This is a genomic window from Allobosea sp. CS1GBMeth4, from assembly GCF_900185715.1.
GTDB lineage: Bacteria > Pseudomonadota > Alphaproteobacteria > Rhizobiales > Beijerinckiaceae > Allobosea.
In genome coordinates this window covers 18,972-36,052 of sequence record NZ_FYAS01000009.1, presented here as the reverse complement: position 1 = coordinate 36,052, position 17,081 = coordinate 18,972, and the positions used below count along the sequence as shown (strand labels likewise).

Sequence of the window (17,081 nt, the reverse complement as noted above, 5' to 3'; positions counted from 1 at the left end):
ACAGGAACGGAATGATGAGACCCTCGAAGCGCGCGGCCGACGAGATGCGCAAGGTCACGCTGGAACGCGGCGTGGTCCGCTATGCCGAAGGGTCGTGCATGGTGACCTTCGGCGAGACCAGGGTGCTCTGCGCCGCAACCGTCGAGGAGAAGGGCCCGCCCTGGCTGCGCGGCACCGGCAAGGGCTGGGTCACCGCCGAATATTCGATGCTGCCGCGCGCGACGCATGAGCGCACCCGCCGCGAGGTCACCTCGGGCAAGCCCTCCGGACGGACGCAGGAGATCCAGCGCCTGGTCGGGCGCAGCCTGCGCGCCGTGGTCGACCTGACCGCGATCGGCGAGCGCCAGATCGTCGTCGACTGCGACGTGCTCCAGGCCGATGGCGGCACCCGCACCGCCTCGATCACCGGCGCCTGGGTCGCGCTGCACGACGCGCTGAAATGGATGGAGGGCCGCGGCCTGCTGAAGGGCGCCAATCCGCTCAAGGACCATGTCGCGGCGGTCTCCTGCGGCATCGTCGCCGGCAATCCCGTCATCGATCTCGACTATGTCGAGGATTCCGGCGCGCAGACCGACGCCAACTTCGTCATCACCGGCGCTGGCGGCCTCGTCGAGGTGCAGGGCACGGCCGAGGGCGCGCCTTTCAGCGAGGAGGAGCTGATGGCTCTGCTCAGGCTCGCCAAGGGCGGCGTCGGCAAGCTCGTCGCCCTGCAGAAGGCGGCGGTGAGCTGAACCTCTCCGTCTTTCCGGCTTCGCGCAGCGAAGAGCCCGGACCCCATGAACACGAGGCGAGCGGACAGTCCGCAACGAAGGAACTGCGATGACGAGGCCTGACGACCAGAACCTGTGGTCATGGGTTCCGGGCTCGCTCCTGCGGAGCGCCCCGGAATGACGGCGCGCGAGACCAGCAACCGCCTCCTCACCGGCAAGGTCGTGATCGCGACCCACAACCAGGGCAAATTGCGCGAGATGCGCGAGCTGCTGGGACCCTATGGCATCGAGCTCGTCTCCGCCGGCGAGCTCGGCCTGCCGGAGCCGGAGGAGAACGGCCACATGTTCGCCGAGAACGCCGCGATCAAGGCGGTCGCGGCGGCGCAGGCCTCCGGCCTGCCGGCACTCGCCGACGATTCCGGCGTCTGCATCGACGCGCTCGACGGCGCGCCCGGTCTGTTCTCGGCCAACTGGGCCGGTCCGGGCAAGGACTTCGCCCCGGCCCTCGCCCGCGTGCAGGCCGAGCTTGCAAAGCGTGGCGCGACCACGCCCGAGCAGCGCAAGGCGCATTTCGTCTCGGCGCTGGTGATCGCCTGGCCGGACGGGCATCAGGAATTGTTCGAGGGCCGCGTCTTCGGCACGATCGCCGACGCGCCGCGCGGCAGCTCCGGCTTCGGCTACGACCCGATCTTCCAGCCGGCCGGCCATGCCAAGACCTTCGGCGAGATGACGGCGGAGGAAAAGCACGGCATCCCCCGTGACGGCTCGCCCGGGCTGTCGCACCGGGCCCGCGCCTTCCATGTGCTGGCCGCCGCCTGCCTGAGGAAGCCCGCTTGACGCACGGCATCGCCTCGACCGGGCGGCCCGGCGTGCCGGCGCATCCGACGGCGGATGCCGGCTTCGCCGTCTATGTGCATTGGCCGTTCTGCCTGGCCAAATGCCCCTATTGCGACTTCAACTCCCATGTCCGCCACCAGCCGCCGGACCAGGCGCGCTACGTCGCCGCCTTCCGGCGAGAGATCGCCCAGCGTGCGGAGCTCGCGCCCGGACGGACGGTGTCCTCGATCTTCTTCGGCGGCGGCACGCCCTCGCTGATGGAGGGAGCGACTGTCGGCGCGATCCTCGACGCGATCGGCGAGCACTGGGCCGTCGCCTCCGATTGCGAGGTCACGCTGGAGGCCAATCCGACCAGCGTCGAGGCCGGGCGGTTCCGGGATTTCCGCGCGGCCGGCGTCAACCGGGTCTCGCTCGGCGTGCAGGCGCTGAACGATGCCGACCTCAAGGCGCTCGGCCGGATGCATTCGGCACAGGAGGCGCTCGACGCCGTCGCGATCGCCCAGCGCTATTTCGAACGCTATTCCTTCGACCTGATCTATGCCCGCTCGCCGGAGCAGACGCCGGCGCTCTGGCAGGCGGAGCTCGAGCTCGCGATCGGCCACGCCGCCGAGCATCTCTCGCTCTATCAGCTGACCATTGAGCCCGGCACCGCCTTCGACCAGCTCTACCGCGCCGGCAAGCTCGCCATTCCCGATCCCGATGCGGGCGCGGCGCTCTACGAGGTGACGCAGGAGATCACGGCGAAGCGCGGGATGCCGGTCTACGAGATCTCGAACCATGCCCGGCCGGGCGCGGAATGCCGGCATAACCTGATCTACTGGCACTATGGCGAATATGCCGGCGTCGGCCCGGGCGCGCATGGCCGGCTGGTGACGGCGGAGGGCCGCCTCGCGCAATCGACCGAGAAGCGGCCAGAGGCCTGGCTGGAGCGCATCGAGGCCGGCGGCGACGCCCTGATCGAGAACGAGAAGCTCTCGGCCGAGGCGCAGGGCGACGAATACCTGCTGATGGGCCTGCGCCTCGTCGAAGGCATCGATCCCGACGTGTTCGAAGGCCTTGCCGGCCGCAAGCTCAACGGCAACCGCATCGGCAGCCTGATCGGCGAAGGCTTCCTCGCCCGCAGGCGGGACGGCCGGCTCGCCGCGACGCCGGAAGGCGCCCTGCTGCTCGACGCGCTCGTCGCCGACCTAGCGGCCTGAGGACTGGTCGCAACGGTGACGGCCGGACTCGATATTATTAAACCGATTTAAGGCGTTGAGAAGCCCTGTTCGAGTGGGGCTCGCCATGACGAGGCGGGCTCCTGCCGCCACGTCACCGCCGCAATCGGCGCTCCCGATGCCCTGGCAAGAACGACATAGTTCAATCCAGGGAGGTCACGAATGCCGCGCAACAGCATCGCTGAATCACATCCCGCATTGTCACGCCGCCGTTTGTTGCAGGTCGCTGGAGCGGGAGCGCTCGCCGCCGCCGCCGCCGCCGACACGGCGCTGGCGCAGGCTCCGGCCGCCCGCCCCGGCCCGCCGAGCACGGTCACCACGCCGCCGCGGGATTTCGGCCGCGGCGGCGCGCCGACTACCTATTTCTGGGATCCGGACGTCATCGCGGTCGACCCGGCCTTCGAGGGGCTGGCCCAGCCCAACGCCGCCATCCAGCGGCTCTGGACGGGCGCGCTCTGGGCGGAGGGGCCGGCCTGGAACGCGCAGGGCCGCTACCTGGTCTGGAGCGACATCCCGAACAACCGGCAGCTACGCTGGCTCGAGGATGACGGGCGCGTCAGCGTCTTCCGCACGCCGTCCGGCAACAGCAACGGCAACAGCTTCGACTTCCAGGGCCGGCAGCTCTCCTGCGAGCATCTCAACCGCCGCGTCGTGCGCTACGAGCTCGACGGCTCGGTGACGATCCTCGCCGACAAGTTCGACGGCAAGCGGCTGAATTCGCCCAACGACGTCGTCGCCCATCCGGACGGCAGCTACTGGTTCACCGATCCGCCCTATGGCGGCCAGCTCTATGAGGGCGCGCCCGACGCGGCCGGCGGGCCGAGCAATTCGGGCGGCAAGATCAATCCCCGCCTCGGCCAACCGCCCGAGATCGGCTTCTACAAGCGCGAATTGCCGACGAACTGCTACCGCATCGACCCGAGCGGCCGCGTCGACCTCGTCGTCACCGAGCAACAGGTGCCCGACCCGAACGGGCTCTGCTTCTCGCCCGATTTCAAGAAGCTCTACGTCGCCTCGACCGGCAAGGGGCCGGGCGACACCGGCCCGGGGGGCAAGGGCGACATCCATGTCTTCGACGTCGGCCCGGACAACAAGCTCTCGAACGGCAAGCTGTTCTCCGACTGCATGGTCGACGGGGTGAAATGCGGGCCGGACGGGCTGCGCTGCGACGTGCAGGGCAATCTCTGGGCCTCCAGCAATGCCGGCCGCGCCGTCGGCTACAACGGCGTGCTCTGCTTCAACCCGGAGGGCAAGCTGATCGGCCGCATCCGCCTGCCGGAAGTCTGCGGCAACATCTGCTTCGGCGGGCCGAAGCGCAACCGCCTGTTCATGGCGGCGAGCCAGTCGCTCTACGCGGTCCATCTCGGCACGCAGGGGGCGGGGCCGGGGTAAAGACCGGCAGGCGCAAACAGCGACGAACGGCACGGAGAACCCCTCTCGCATCCGGGAGGGGGTCTCGCGCTTGCCCGCTTGACTTGACCTCGCTTCAAGCCGGGTCGCTGGCCTCGTCCGGTCCCTTCGTATCCGCCTTCTCCTGCCCGGCAAAGAGCTTGGGCAGATGGGCTTCGTACCAGGCTCTCAGCTCGGCGAGGGCCGGCTGCTCGAGATTGCGGCGCAGATAGGCCTCGATCCGCGGCAGGTGCCTGAGATAGGCCGGCTTGCCGTCGCGCCGGTCGAGCCGGGCGAAGATGCCGGCGATCTTGGTGTTGCGCTGTGCGCCGAGGATCGCATAGGCGCGCGCGAAGCCCGGCAGGTCGAAGCCCGGATCGGTGCCGCGCCGCGCCCCGGCATAGGCGGCGAGCAGGCGCAGCTCCAGCGCCGCCGGCACGTCGACACGGGCGTCCTGGCCGAGCGAGACCAGGTCATAGGCCGGGTGGCCGAGCACCGAATCCTGGAAATCGATCAGGCCGAGCCGGGCATGGCCGACGCGATCGGCGAGCCAGAGCAGGTTCGGCGAGTGATAGTCGCGCAGCGTCCAGGTCGCCGGCGTCTCGAAGAGCTCGTCGAACAACCTTTCCCAGATGCGGCCGAACTCGGCCCGCGTCACCGCGGGCAGGGTGACGCCGGCGATGTGCGGAGCGTACCAGTCGAGCACCAGCTCGGTCTCGATGGCGAGCGCCTCGCGGTCATAATCGGGCAGGACATGGTCGCGCCCTTCCGCCACCGGCAGGATGGTCGGCAGGGCGTGCCGGTGCAGTTCGGCGAGGAGGCGGGCCGCGGCCTCGTAGCGCTCGGGGATCGGTCCATCGGCGCCGACGATCGGCTCCGAGCCGAGATCCTCGATCAGCAAGAGGCCGGTGGCGAGGTCCTGCGCCAGGATCTCGGGGGCGGAGAGGCCGAGCGAGCGCAGGCCCTTGTCCATGGCGACGAAGGCGTCGACGGTTTCGGCGAGATGGGCGATCGCGCTGTAGGGCTTGCCCTGCCGGATGGCCGGTCCGTCCGGCCGCGGCGGCGAGATCATCAGGATCGCGGTCTCGCCCGACGCCCTGGTCAGGCGCTCATAGGCCCGGCTCGAGGCGTCGCCGAGCATGAAGTCGCGTCGCGCATCGCTCCAGCCGGCCTCGTCGATCAGCCGGCGCGAGCCGATCGCGAGCGCCAGGCGCTGGCGCCAGAGCACACCGCCGGAGAGGGTCGCGATACGGCCCCGCTCGGGATTCTCAGGGTCGACCTCGAGCACGATGTCGAGACGCCGGCCCGCCGGCAGGCGCATGCCGGCCCGGTCCGGCCATTCGACAATGGTGACGGCGAGGTCGAGATCCTCGACCAGGCCGATATCGTCGAGCTCGTCCGCACTGCGGACGCGATAGAGATCGGCATGGAGCAGCAGCCCGCGCGGACTGTCATAGCTCTGCACCAAAGTGAAGGTCGGGCTCGGCGCTTCCAGAGCGGGGTCGCCGGCGAGGCGGCGCAGCATGGCGCGCGCCAGCAGCGACTTGCCGGCGCCGAGATGGCCGGAGAGCGCGACGATGTCGCCGGTCTTCAGGATGTCGGCGAGATCCTCTGCCAGCCGCACCGTCGCGGCCTCGTCCGGCAGGGTGACGAGATGAGTGCCCGCCCGGGCTGCCTCGTCGGTCATTCCGCGGCGTCCGAGATGCGCATGCCCTCAGGCGGGAAGACGGCCGTGACGCGCGTGCCCCGACCCGGCGCGGAGTCGAGCTCGACGCGGCCGCCATGCAGCTCGACGATCGAGCGCACCATCGACAGGCCGAGGCCGACGCCGCGATGGCGCGAGCCGAGCGAATGGCTCTCGAAGCGGTCGAAGACCTTCTCCTTGACCTCGTCCGGGATGCCGCGGCCCTCGTCGGCCACGGTGATACGGATCTCGCCGCCGAAGCGGCCGGCGCTGACGCGGATGGTCTGGCCGGGCTGCGAGAAGCCGATCGCGTTGGAGAGCAGGTTGAACAGGATCTGGCGCAGGCGCTTGGGATCGGCGCGCAGCGGCCCGGTCTGGGGCGCGATGTCGACCTCGAGCTTGAGCTTGCTGTCGGCGAGCCGGTCCTGCAGCCCGGTCGCGGCCTGGGCGATGGTCTGGGCGACGTCGACTTCCTCGAGATCGAGGGCGAGCGCGCCGTTGTCGATCGAGGCGAGGTCGAGGATGTCGTTGATGATGGCGAGCAGCGCGCCGGAGGAGCGGACGATGTGGCCGGCATAGTCGCGCTGCTTCTCGTTCAGCGCACCGACCGTCTCCTCGCCGAGCAGCTGCGCGAAGCCGATGATGTTGGTCAGCGGCGAGCGCAGTTCGTAGGACACGTGATGCACGAACTCCTCGCGCAGCCGCGAGGCGCGCTCCAGCGCCTCGTTGCGCTCGGTCAGCGCCCGCTCGACGTTCACGCCGGCGGTGACGTCGGCGAAGGTGATCAGCGTCGCGCCGTCCGGCAGGGGCGCCGCAGTGCAGTCCAGCACCGTGCCGTCGCGGCGTTCCATATGGCAGCGGTAATCCTCGCGCGCATCGCGCACGCCGGCGACCGCGCTGCGGATCTCGGTCCAGACGGCATCGTCCGGGAACAGCGGCCGACTCAGCCCGACGACCTCGTCGATGTGCGGCGCCGCCGCGACGCGTTCAGGCGAGAGCTTCCAGAGCTGGGCGAAGGCCGGATTGGAGAGCTTGAGGCGCCCGTCCGAGCCGAACACGGCGACGCCCTCGCGCAGCGAATCGAGCGTCTCGCGCTGGGTGCGGGAGAGCGCGTTGAAGCGCGATTCGAGCGTGAAGCGCTCGGTCTCGTCGTCGAAGAGATAGGTGACGCCGCCCTGCGGATTAGGGCTGGCGACGACGTGGATGGTGCGCCCGTCCGGCAGGTACCACCAATCCTCGCTGGCCCGCGTCGCCGTGTAGGCGGCGTGTACCGAGGCCTTCCAGGTCCGATAGTCGCCGAGCTCGGGCAGTCGGCGTTCCGTGCGCAGCCGGTCGAGGATCTCGCCGTCGCTCGGGCTCGAATCGAGGAAGCCCGGATCGAGCGACCAGAGCGCCTCGTAGCCGCTGTTGCGATAGACCAGGCGCTGCGAGGCGTCGAAGACGGCGACGCCCGTCTTCAGCCGGTCGAGGGTGCGGACATGGGCGTCCATCTGGCGCTGCAGGTCGGCGCGGACCGCCTCGAGCTCGCTCATGTCGGTGGCGATGCCGGCATAGCCGGACGGCGTCGGCGTCTCGAGCACGTCGACGATGCGGCGCTGGCCGGCCATCACCACCGGCACGCGCATCTGGAAGACGCGGCCTTCCCTGCGGGCCTTCTCGGCGCTCTCGCGCTCGCTGCGGTCGAAGAGCTCGAGCCCGGCCGTGACCGCCTGCTGGCTGTCGGAGGCCTCGACGGCGCGGGCATAGGCGGCATTGGCCCAGGTCAGGCGTCCATCGGTGGCGCGCGTCCAGACCGGCTGCGGCACGCCGGCGAGCAGCGTGGTGAGCGCCGCATGATCGCTGGCGAGCTTGCCGAGCTCGTCCTCCAGCGCCAGGGCGCGGGCGCGCTCGCCGCTGACCTCGCGCAGGCGGATCACGGCGCGGCCGGCGACGGGCCGGCCTTCGGCATCGACATAGCGCCCGGTCTTGGCCCTGACGGTGAGGGCGAAGGCTTCGCCGTGCTCCTTGAGAGCCTCGGTGGCGAGTTCGAGCCGCTTCGCATCGGCCGGCGGCGCCCAGGTGCCATAGGCCAGCGCGGGGGCGGAGCCGCCGATGCCGAGGAAGCCGCTGTCGCCCTCCAGCACGGGGCTGGCCTTCGGGCCGTCCCAGCTCAGCACGACCTGCCGGTCCGAGGCGAGCAGGGCGCCGAGACGCTCCTGATGGCCGCGCGTCGCCTCCAGCCCGGCGGCGAGCTCGCCCTCCCGCCTCGTCCAGCGCGAGCGCTCGCGCACATAAAGGATCGAGGTGGTGGTGGCGAAGACGACCAGCCCGACGAGGATCATCGACATGGCGCCGGCATTGAGCCAATCGGCCCGGAACGGCAGGAACGCATCGGCCTGGGCGAGAGCGGGAGCCGGCGTAGCGCCGGCAAGTCCGGGCAGGAGGAAGCGGACCGCTCCGTTCAGCTCCCGTCCGACCTGGCTTGCCCGTCTCATTCCCGTCTTCCGTCCTGTCCCAGACCAGATGTGGCCGCGATCGGCGACGTGCCGCCGGCACGGCAGCCGGCCGTGGCCCTCGAAGAGGACCGACGCCCACACCCCGCAAAGCCACTGCTGCACGAAACCGGACGGCGCATGCGAAGCCTGTCGGCCACCCGAATCAGTGCCACTGTAATCACCGCAGGAGTCCGGCAGGAAGTGCTTAATCGACAGTAAAGCCCGGCCGGCGCCGAGGATGCGGCAGGCGGCGCCGAGACGCTCAACAAGTTGATGCCCGGAGTGCCCGGGCCTCTATTAGTGGTATTTCAAGCCGGACATTTCTTCAGGGCGCAAAAAAAGCCCGGCGCGAAGGCCGGGCTTCTCGGGCCGTGCCGCGTCCGCAGCGGGCTCCGGCGGCACGATGCCGTGCCGTCCGGCCGCCGGCGGCCGTCAGTAGCGGTAGAGCTCGGGCTTGAACGGCCCGGTCTGCGGCACGCCGATGTACTTCGCCTGCGTCTCGTTGAGCTTGGTCAGCTTGGCGCCGACCTTGGCGAGGTGAAGCGCCGCGACCTTCTCGTCGAGGTGCTTGGGCAGGGTGTAGACCTTGGTCTCGTATTTGGCGTGGTGGTTCCAGAGCTCGATCTGGGCGAGCGTCTGGTTCGAGAACGAGCAGGACATCACGAAGGAGGGATGGCCGGTCGCGTTGCCGAGGTTCACCAGCCGGCCTTCCGAGAGCAGGATGATGCGCTTGCCGTCGGGGAACTCGACCTCGTCGACCTGCGGCTTGACGTTGTCCCATTTGAAGTTCTTGAGACCGGCGACCTGGATCTCGGAGTCGAAGTGGCCGATGTTGCAGACGATGGCGCGGTGCTTCATCGCGCGCATGTGGTCGACGGTGATGACGTCGAGATTGCCGGTCGCGGTCACGAAGATGTCGGCGCGCGGGGCGGCGTCCTCCATGGTCACGACCTCGTAGCCCTCCATCGCCGCCTGCAGGGCGCAGATCGGATCGATCTCGGTGACGAGCACGCGGCAGCCGGCCTGGCGCAGCGAGGCGGCCGAGCCCTTGCCGACATCGCCATAGCCGGCGACGACCGCGACCTTGCCCGACATCATCACGTCGGTGCCGCGGCGGATCGCGTCGACCAGCGATTCGCGGCAGCCATAGAGATTGTCGAACTTCGACTTGGTGACGCTGTCGTTGACGTTGATCGCCGGGAACGGCAGGCGGCCCGCCTTGGCGAGCTCGTAGAGGCGGTGCACGCCGGTGGTGGTCTCCTCGGAGACGCCCTTGATCGCGGCGCGCGTCTTGCCGAACCAGCCAGGATTGTCCTTGAGCTGGCGCTTGATCAGCTTGAAGAAGATGGTCTCCTCCTCGTTGCCCGGCTTGTCGAGGAAGGCGGCATTGCCGGCCTCGGCCTCGGCGCCGAGGATGATCAGCATGGTGAGGTCGCCGCCATCGTCGAGGATCATGTTCGGCGTGCCGCCATCGCCCCAGGTCGCGGTGCGCAGCACATAGTCCCAGTACTCCTTCAGGCTCTCGCCCTTGACGGCGAAGACCGGCGTGCCGGTGGCGGCGATCGCGGCGGCGGCGTGGTCCTGCGTCGAGAAGATGTTGCAGGACGACCAGCGCACGTCGGCGCCGAGCTCCTTCAGGGTCTCGATCAGCACCGCGGTCTGGATCGTCATATGCAGGCAGCCGGCGATGCGCGCGCCCTCGAGCGGAGCCTTGCCCTTGTACTCGGCGCGGATCGCCATCAGTCCCGGCATCTCGTCCTGGGCCATGTTGATCTCCTTGCGGCCGTAATCCGCAAGCGCGATGTCCTTGACGACGTAATCCTGGTTCGACACGGGGGCGCTCCCATCGATCTTGCTTCGCATGACGGCGCGCTCTGTAGCAGGGCCTCCGCCGGAAGGCAATCAAAGATATAAAGATGTCTTTATATCCTGCGGCCGGATGCCAAGCGTCATGCCCGGGCTCGACCCGAGGATCTCGCGGCGAGCGCACCGCCGGCAATCCATTCTGAACGAGATTGCCGGGTCCGCGCCGAGTCGATCCCGGGCCCCCCAATGACCGGACCCGAGGGCTCCGCCCGGGAATGACGGCTGAAACCTATTCGCCCTCGCCGAACCGATCGGCGACGAGCGCGCCCAGCGCCTGGAGCGCTTCCCTGGCCTCGGCGCCCTTCGCCACCACGGTGATGGTCGAGCCGATGCCGGCGCCCAGCGTCAGGATGCCCATGATCGAGGTGGCCCCGACCGTCTCGCCGCAGCGGCTGACGGTGATGTCGGCATCGAACTGGCTGGCGCATTGCACGAATTTCGCCGTGGCGCGGGCGTGCAGTCCCTTCTTGTTGACGATCTGGAATTCGCCATGGACGGCGCCGGCCGGAATCTCGACCTCGGAGCAGTCGCAATCCTCGTCGCGGACCTCGTCTTCGCGCATGCCCTGCATGGCCAACCTCACTTGCCCGCGAGCACGCGGCTGGCGACCGTGATGTATTTCCGGCCGGCATCCTGCGCGCTGCTGACGGCCTCGTCGAGGGTCTTCTCCTCGCGCACGCTGGCGAGCTTGATCAGCATCGGCAGGTTGACGCCGGCGACGACGTCGATCCGGCCCGGCTCCATCACCGAGATGGCGAGGTTGGAGGGCGTGCCGCCGAACATGTCGGTCAGGACGATGACGCCCTTGCCGTTCTCGACCTGCTCCACCGCCGCGATGATGTCGCGTCGGCGGCCCTCCATATCGTCATCGGGGGCGATGGCGATGGTGGCGAGGTTGGCTTGCGGGCCGACGACATGCTCGAGCGCGGCGCGGAATTCCGTCGCCAAGTGCCCATGCGTGACAAGCACGAGTCCGATCATTCAGTACCACCGGAGAGCGCCCATCGGCGCCCGGACAAGGTCGCGGTTTATGCGGCAGGTGCGAAAGATAGGCAAGGCACTTGTCTCGAACTCGTCGAAAGCAATTCAACCAGAGCCTGCGAAGAGCGCAAGCGCCGCGAGCACGAGGCGCTCGTCGCCCGGCCTGGGAAGCAGCCGAAGCCGTGGCAGCGCGATCCCGGCGACGGTCGCGACCAGCGCTTCCGGCTCCGGCATGCGCTCCGGCTCCGCGCCGCAATCGACCACCAGGCGCACTATCGCAGCTGCGAGATGGGGCTCGGGCGTCAGGCCGAGGCCGCGGCGCTCGACGAGCCCCTCGATCGGCGGCACCGGCGCGGCGACGAGACGCCCGGCACGGACCGCGACCGCCGTGCGGTCGTCCGCCACCAGCCGCGCGAAGCGGCCCTGCAATCGCGCCAGGCCGATCAACGCCAGCGCCAGGCCCGTCTTGCCGGCTCCGGACGGGCCCCGGATCAGGATGCCGGCCTCGCCGACGACGACGGTGCTGGCATGGAGGCGAAGCGGAGAGGTTCCGCTCATGCCGATTGCGGCGCCGCGGGCAGGCACACGACGAAGCGGGCGCCAAGCCGCTTGTCCTCGCCCTCGGACTGCTCCGACGCATAGCGGTTCTCGGCCCGGATGGTGCCGCGATGCGCTTCGACGATCTGACGCGAAATCGACAGGCCGAGCCCCGAATTCTGGCCGAAGCCGCTCTCCGGACGGTCGGTATAGAAGCGCTCGAAGATCCGCTCGAGGGCATGTGGGGGTATGCCCGGCCCGTCATCCTCGACGGTGATCAGCACGTCGCCGGCGACACGCGACAGCTTGACGCGGACCGGCTTGTCGGCCGGCGAGAAGGAGCGGGCGTTCTCGATCAGGTTGACGATGACCTGGCCCAGGCGGGAATCGTGGCCGAGCACGCGGAAAGGGTTGCTGCCCGGGCGCTGGCCGCGCCGGTCGACCGACAGCTCGACCACGGGCTGGCCGTCGCGGCGGATCTGGTTCTGGACCGAGACCACCGCCTCGGCCAGCTGGGCCACGTCGAGCAGGGCGGCGTCGTCGCGCGCCAGCTCGGCATCGAGCCGCGACGCGTCGGAGATATCGGAGATCAGCCGGTCGAGCCGTTTCACGTCGTGGCGGATGACGGCGAGCAGGCGGCCGCGCGCCTCCTCGGTCTTCGCCAGGGGCAGGGTCTCGACGGCGCTGCGCAGGGAGGTCAGCGGATTCTTCAGCTCGTGCGCGACATCGGCGGCGAAGCGTTCGATCGCCTCGATACGGTTGTAGAGCGCCTGCGTCATCTCGCGGAACGAGCCCGAAAGATGGCCGATCTCGTCATGACGGCTGGAGAAATCCGGGATCTCCTCGCGCGACTTGACACCGCGCCTGACGCGCTGGGCGGCGTCGGCGAGCTTGCGGATCGGCTCGGCGATGGTGCCGGCGAGCAGGACCGAAAGCACGATCATCACCCCGGCCGCGACCACGAAGACCTGGAAGATCGCATAGCGTTCCGAGGCGATGACCGCGTCGATGTCGCCGCCCTGGGTCGAGAGCAGCAGCGCCCCGCGCACCGCCCGGAAGCGCTGCACCGGCACCGCGACCGAGACGATGGTCTCGCCGCGGGTGTTGACCCGCACCACGCTCGCCGGGGTCCCGGCGAGCGCCCGGGCGACCTCGGTATAGGACTTGCCGTTGGCGTTGGCGAAATCGTCATAGGCCGGGAGGTCGGCCCGGCCCAGCCGGTTGCGGAACATGTTCCAGGTGCGCTCGAGCAGGGGCGGCTCGTCGTTCTCGCCGATGCGCGGCAGATCGAGCCGCAGGATGTCGCCGCGCGAATAGAGATTGCGCGAATCGAGCGTCAGCATCCCGTCCTTGTCGTAGATGCGGGCGCGGGTCTTGGTCGGAGTCACCAGCCGGCGCAGCAGCGGCGCGACCTTCTCCGGATTGATCGAGAAGTCGAGCGGATCCTCGGCGATGGCGCCGCTCTCGCCGGCCTGCATCTGCAGCAGCTTGTCCGGATCGATCGCGATCGTGTCGGTCTCGACCGTGGCGGAGGCGGCGATGGCGCCGGCGATGATCTCGCCCTGCGTCAGCAGGCTCTGCACCCGCGCCTCGATCAGGCCCTCGCGGAACTGGTTGAGATAGAGGAAGCCGACCAGCAGCGCGACGAGGCCGGCGAGATTCAGGACGACGATGCGCCGGGTCAGGCTCGAGGCGGCCCGGCCCGAAACGGCGCGCAGCGCACGGCGAGCGAACAGGGCGGCGCGCCGGCGCAGCGTCAGCCCCAGACGCGGCCCGTCAGGGCGGGTCTCTTCCTGCTCGATCGTCGCCATTCCTGGCTCATACCCTGTCCCGGCGCCCGCGCAAACGCGGTCCTCGGCCGCGCCGGGGCGCGTCTCAGGTCTCCTTGAAGCGGTAGCCGACGCCGTAGAGCGTCTCGATCATGTCGAACTCGGCGTCGACCTGATTGAACTTCTTGCGCAGCCGCTTGATGTGGCTGTCGATGGTGCGGTCGTCGACATAGACCTCGTCGTCATAGGCCGCGTCCATCAGGGCATTGCGGCTCTTGACCACGCCCGGGCGCTGCGCCAGCGACTGCAGGATCAGGAACTCGGTCACCGTCAGCGTCACCGGCTCGCCCTTCCAGGTGCAGGTGTGCCGCTCCGGATCCATGCGCAGCAGGCCGCGCTCCAGCGCCTTGGCGTCCTCGGAGCGGGTGGCGGCTCCGGCGTCGCGCGCGCCGGCGCGGCGCAGGATCGCCTTGACGCGCTCGACCAGCAGGCGCTGCGAGAAGGGTTTGCGGATGAAGTCGTCGGCGCCCATCTTGAGGCCGAAGAGTTCGTCGATCTCCTCGTCCTTCGAGGTCAGGAAGATCACCGGCAGGTCGGACTTCTGGCGCAGGCGGCGCAGCAGCTCCATCCCGTCCATGCGCGGCATCTTGATGTCGAAGATGGCGAGGTCCGGCGGATTCTGCTTCAGCCCGTCCAGGGCCGAGGCGCCGTCGGTGTAGGTCTGGATGCGATAGCCCTCGGCTTCCAACGCGATCGAAACCGAGGTCAGGATGTTGCGGTCGTCGTCGACCAGCGCAATGGTTGGCATCAGCTGTTCCGGCTCTCGTGTCCAGGCGTTGCGATCAAAGGCGTCCACTCTCGCGGGAGAACGGCCAAAGCGTGGCTGCAATCTAGCCAAGCCAAGGCGGTTTCGCTACGTCTCGCCCCAGAAAACCCGCGGACGCGCTTTCCGTTCAACTGGATTCGGCTGAACGACCGGAACCCGCGCCAGCGCGATACGGGTGACGACATCATGGCGACCAATCCGATCAGGCCGACCGATGCGAGCGCGCGCGGACTGGCGCGCGGTCTCCTGCGCAGCGCACGCTCCGGGTCCCTGGCGACCCTGACCACGGACGGGCATCCTTTCGCCAGCCTGACCAGCCTCGCGACCGACATCGACGGCACACCGCTCATCCTGGTCTCCTCGCTTGCGGGGCACACCGGCAACCTGGTCGCCGACCCGCGCTGCTCGCTGCTGATCGCGCCGGGCGGCAAGGGCGATCCGCTCGCCCATGCCCGGATCACGCTGCTGGCCCTGGCCCGGCAGGTGGAGCGCGACACGGATGCCGGCCGGCGCGCCCGCCGCCGCTTCCTGGCGCGCCAGCCCAAGGCGTCGCTCTACGTCGACTTCCCCGATTTCTCCTTCTTCGCGCTCCAGATCCAGCGCGCCAGTCTCAATGGCGGTTTCGGCAAGGCCTATGAGCTCGAGCCCGACGACGTGCTCAGCGACTGCTCGCGAGCCGGGGCGCTGATCGCGGCGGAGGACGAGGTGCTCGCCCATATGAACGAGGACCATGCCGAGGCGGTCCGGCTCTACGCCACGCGGCTGCTCGGCGGCGAAGACGGGGCCTGGCGCCTCTCCGGGGTCGATCCGGACGGCGCCGACCTGATGCTCGGCGACAGGGCGCTGCGCCTGCCTTTCGACGAGCCGGTGACCACGCCGGACGCGCTGCGCGCGGCCCTCGTCGCCCTGGCGGCCAAGGCCCGCGACGAGGGCTGAGCCCGGCTTTTCATCACATCGCTGTTTCAACCGATTTAGGTCCGGCCCGGCTCGAAACGCGGTATCGTTGCGACTTGAGCCGGCGGCGCCATGCGCCTAAAGAGCCCTCCACTTCACCGGCCCATCGGGCCCATAGTGGGGCTCGCCCCGCTCTCAATCACGGCGCCGGCATCGCCAGGCGACGGCTTTCGGCAGGAGGAAACGCCAGTGGAGACCATCGGTCACGTCAACCCGAACTGCGGCGCCGAGAGCTTCGGCTTCCGCGGGCTCAAGGCCGTCTACTGGAATCTCGCGGCCGCGCCGCTCTACGAGCAATCGCTTGCCCGCGGCGAGTCCCAGCTCGCCCGCGGCGGCGCGCTCTGCGCCGACACCGGCAGCCACACCGGCCGTTCGCCCAAGGACAAGTTCGTGGTCAAGGACGCGCTGACCGAGGACACGGTGTGGTGGGACAATAACGGCGCGATCTCGTCTGAGCAGTTCGAAACCCTGCTCGCCGACTTCGTCAAGCATGCCGAGGGCAAGGAACTGTTCGCACAGGACCTCTATGGCGGCGCCGACCCGTCGCACCGCGTGAAGGCGCGGGTCTTCACCGAATTCGCCTGGCACTCGCTGTTCATCCGCAACCTGCTGATCCGGCCCGAGGCGGGCGAGATCGCCGGGTACGTTCCCGAGCTGACGATCGTCGACCTGCCGAGCTTCAGGGCCGATCCGGCGCGCCATGGCTGCCGCAGCGAGACCGTGATCGCCATCGACTTCTCGCGCAAGATCGTGCTGATCGGCGGCACCGCCTATGCCGGCGAGATGAAGAAATCGGTCTTCACCTATCTGAACTACACGCTGCCGGCCAAGGGCGTGGTGCCGATGCACTGCTCGGCCAATGTCGGCTCCAAGGACGACCCGGCGATCTTCTTCGGCCTGTCGGGCACCGGCAAGACGACGCTCTCGGCCGACCCGGACCGCACCCTGATCGGCGACGACGAGCATGGCTGGTCGAAGGACGGCATCTTCAACTTCGAGGGCGGCTGCTACGCCAAGACGATCCGCCTCTCGGCCGAGGCCGAGCCGCAGATCTTCGCCGCCTCGCAGCGCTTCGGCACCGTGCTCGAGAACATCGTGATGGATCCGATCGCGCGCGAGGTCGACTTCGACGACGAGAGCAAGACCGAGAACACCCGCTCGGCCTACCCGCTCGACTTCATCCCGAACGCCTCGCGCTCGGGCCGGGCGGGCACGCCGAAAAACATCGTGATGCTGACCGCCGACGCCTTCGGGGTGATGCCGCCGATCGCCAAGCTGACCCCGGCCGAGGCGATGTATCATTTCCTCTCCGGCTACACCGCCAAGGTCGCCGGCACCGAGCGCGGGCTCGTCGGCGTCCAGCCGGAGTTCTCGACCTGCTTCGGCTCGCCCTTCCTGCCGCGCCACCCCTCCGAATACGCCAACCTGCTGCGCGACTTCATCGCCAAGCACCATGTCGACTGCTGGCTGGTGAACACCGGCTGGACCGGCGGCGGCTACGGCACCGGCCGGCGCATGCCGATCCGCGTGACGCGGCGCCTGCTGACGGCGGCGCTCGACGGCTCGCTCAACCGCGCCGATTTCCGCCGGGATCCCTATTTCGGGTTCGCCGTTCCCACTTCGGTGCCCGGCGTCGAGCCGCACATCCTCTACCCCGTCAAGACCTGGCAGGATAAGGCTGCCTTCGCCGATACGGCGAAGAAGCTGGTCGGCATGTTCGCCAAGAACTTCGAGAAGTTCGAGAGCCATGTCGACGACGCGGTGAAGGCCGCTGCGCCGACGAGCTCGCTCGCCGCGTGAGCGCCGGGCGGTGCCCGGTCGCCCGGCCGTTTCCGGC

The 17,081-nt window shown here is 69.2% G+C and carries 14 protein-coding genes; 6 read left to right on the top strand and 8 right to left on the bottom strand.

Going from position 1 to position 17,081, the window contains the following annotated elements:
- The first annotated feature begins 14 nt into the window (after positions 1-14).
- From rph to CS1GBM4_RS05095, 4 genes are all read left to right on the top strand, one after another.
- Positions 15-731, top strand: coding sequence for a ribonuclease PH (gene rph / locus CS1GBM4_RS05110; RefSeq protein WP_186417612.1), 717 nt, complete (start codon positions 15-17; stop codon positions 729-731).
- Positions 732-887: 156 nt separating this feature from the next.
- Positions 888-1,547, top strand: coding sequence for an RdgB/HAM1 family non-canonical purine NTP pyrophosphatase (gene rdgB, locus CS1GBM4_RS05105; protein ID WP_186417611.1), 660 nt, complete (start codon positions 888-890; stop codon positions 1,545-1,547).
- On the top strand, positions 1,544-2,746 hold the full coding sequence (gene hemW / locus CS1GBM4_RS05100; RefSeq protein WP_244607061.1) for a radical SAM family heme chaperone HemW: 1,203 nt from the start codon (positions 1,544-1,546) through the stop codon (positions 2,744-2,746). The genes rdgB and hemW overlap by 4 nt, the downstream gene beginning before the upstream one ends.
- Before the next feature lie 180 nt (positions 2,747-2,926).
- Positions 2,927-4,156 carry an SMP-30/gluconolactonase/LRE family protein gene (locus CS1GBM4_RS05095; protein WP_186417610.1) on the top strand — a complete coding sequence of 410 codons (1,230 nt, stop codon included), beginning with the start codon at positions 2,927-2,929 and terminating at the stop codon, positions 4,154-4,156.
- A gap of 94 nt (positions 4,157-4,250) precedes the next feature.
- Here the strand turns inward: CS1GBM4_RS05095 and tsaE are convergent, their stop codons facing one another.
- The 8 genes from tsaE to CS1GBM4_RS05055 form a co-directional block, all read right to left on the bottom strand.
- The gene (gene tsaE, locus CS1GBM4_RS05090; protein ID WP_186417609.1) at positions 4,251-5,840 is read right to left on the bottom strand and encodes a tRNA (adenosine(37)-N6)-threonylcarbamoyltransferase complex ATPase subunit type 1 TsaE; all 1,590 of its coding nucleotides are present in this window, start codon (positions 5,838-5,840) and stop codon (positions 4,251-4,253) included.
- Positions 5,837-8,311: a PAS domain-containing sensor histidine kinase gene (locus tag CS1GBM4_RS05085; RefSeq protein WP_186417608.1), complete on the bottom strand. Its 2,475-nt coding sequence runs from the start codon at positions 8,309-8,311 to the stop codon at positions 5,837-5,839. Before CS1GBM4_RS05085 ends, tsaE begins: the two co-directional genes overlap by 4 nt.
- A 432-nt stretch (positions 8,312-8,743) precedes the next feature.
- Positions 8,744-10,174, bottom strand: a complete 1,431-nt coding sequence (gene ahcY, locus CS1GBM4_RS05080; protein ID WP_186417607.1) for an adenosylhomocysteinase — start codon at positions 10,172-10,174, stop codon at positions 8,744-8,746.
- A gap of 232 nt (positions 10,175-10,406) precedes the next feature.
- Positions 10,407-10,739: an HPr family phosphocarrier protein gene (locus CS1GBM4_RS05075; protein ID WP_186417721.1), complete on the bottom strand. Its 333-nt coding sequence runs from the start codon at positions 10,737-10,739 to the stop codon at positions 10,407-10,409.
- 17 nt (positions 10,740-10,756) lie between these two features.
- Positions 10,757-11,158: a PTS sugar transporter subunit IIA gene (locus tag CS1GBM4_RS05070; protein WP_129160293.1), complete on the bottom strand. Its 402-nt coding sequence runs from the start codon at positions 11,156-11,158 to the stop codon at positions 10,757-10,759.
- 105 nt (positions 11,159-11,263) lie between these two features.
- A complete protein-coding gene (locus CS1GBM4_RS05065; RefSeq protein ID WP_186417606.1) occupies positions 11,264-11,716 on the bottom strand; it encodes a hypothetical protein in 453 nt (150 codons plus the stop codon).
- A complete protein-coding gene (locus CS1GBM4_RS05060; protein WP_186417605.1) occupies positions 11,713-13,506 on the bottom strand; it encodes a sensor histidine kinase in 1,794 nt (597 codons plus the stop codon). Before CS1GBM4_RS05060 ends, CS1GBM4_RS05065 begins: the two co-directional genes overlap by 4 nt.
- Positions 13,507-13,570: 64 nt before the next feature.
- The gene (locus CS1GBM4_RS05055; RefSeq protein ID WP_186417604.1) at positions 13,571-14,272 is read right to left on the bottom strand and encodes a response regulator transcription factor; all 702 of its coding nucleotides are present in this window, start codon (positions 14,270-14,272) and stop codon (positions 13,571-13,573) included.
- Positions 14,273-14,476: 204 nt separating this feature from the next.
- On the opposite strand from CS1GBM4_RS05055, the gene CS1GBM4_RS05050 reads away from it, so the two are divergent.
- Both CS1GBM4_RS05050 and CS1GBM4_RS05045 read left to right on the top strand, forming a co-directional pair.
- Positions 14,477-15,226, top strand: a complete 750-nt coding sequence (locus tag CS1GBM4_RS05050) for a DUF2470 domain-containing protein (RefSeq protein ID WP_186417603.1) — start codon at positions 14,477-14,479, stop codon at positions 15,224-15,226.
- A gap of 207 nt (positions 15,227-15,433) precedes the next feature.
- Positions 15,434-17,044 (top strand): phosphoenolpyruvate carboxykinase, encoded by a 1,611-nt coding sequence (locus tag CS1GBM4_RS05045; RefSeq protein WP_244607060.1) that lies wholly within the window; start codon positions 15,434-15,436, stop codon positions 17,042-17,044.
- Positions 17,045-17,081 lie beyond the last annotated feature (37 nt).

Coding starts and splice junctions, on each gene's coding strand:
- CS1GBM4_RS05095 (WP_186417610.1), top strand. CDS start 2,927: ATGCCGCGCAACAGCATCGCTGAATCACATCCCGCATTGTCACGCCGC.
- CS1GBM4_RS05060 (WP_186417605.1), bottom strand. CDS start 13,506: ATGGCGACGATCGAGCAGGAAGAGACCCGCCCTGACGGGCCGCGTCTG.
- CS1GBM4_RS05075 (WP_186417721.1), bottom strand. CDS start 10,739: ATGCGCGAAGACGAGGTCCGCGACGAGGATTGCGACTGCTCCGAGGTC.
- rph (WP_186417612.1), top strand. CDS start 15: ATGAGACCCTCGAAGCGCGCGGCCGACGAGATGCGCAAGGTCACGCTG.
- CS1GBM4_RS05070 (WP_129160293.1), bottom strand. CDS start 11,158: ATGATCGGACTCGTGCTTGTCACGCATGGGCACTTGGCGACGGAATTC.
- tsaE (WP_186417609.1), bottom strand. CDS start 5,840: ATGACCGACGAGGCAGCCCGGGCGGGCACTCATCTCGTCACCCTGCCG.
- CS1GBM4_RS05055 (WP_186417604.1), bottom strand. CDS start 14,272: ATGCCAACCATTGCGCTGGTCGACGACGACCGCAACATCCTGACCTCG.
- CS1GBM4_RS05065 (WP_186417606.1), bottom strand. CDS start 11,716: ATGAGCGGAACCTCTCCGCTTCGCCTCCATGCCAGCACCGTCGTCGTC.
- CS1GBM4_RS05085 (WP_186417608.1), bottom strand. CDS start 8,311: ATGAGACGGGCAAGCCAGGTCGGACGGGAGCTGAACGGAGCGGTCCGC.
- rdgB (WP_186417611.1), top strand. CDS start 888: ATGACGGCGCGCGAGACCAGCAACCGCCTCCTCACCGGCAAGGTCGTG.
- CS1GBM4_RS05050 (WP_186417603.1), top strand. CDS start 14,477: ATGGCGACCAATCCGATCAGGCCGACCGATGCGAGCGCGCGCGGACTG.
- ahcY (WP_186417607.1), bottom strand. CDS start 10,174: ATGCGAAGCAAGATCGATGGGAGCGCCCCCGTGTCGAACCAGGATTAC.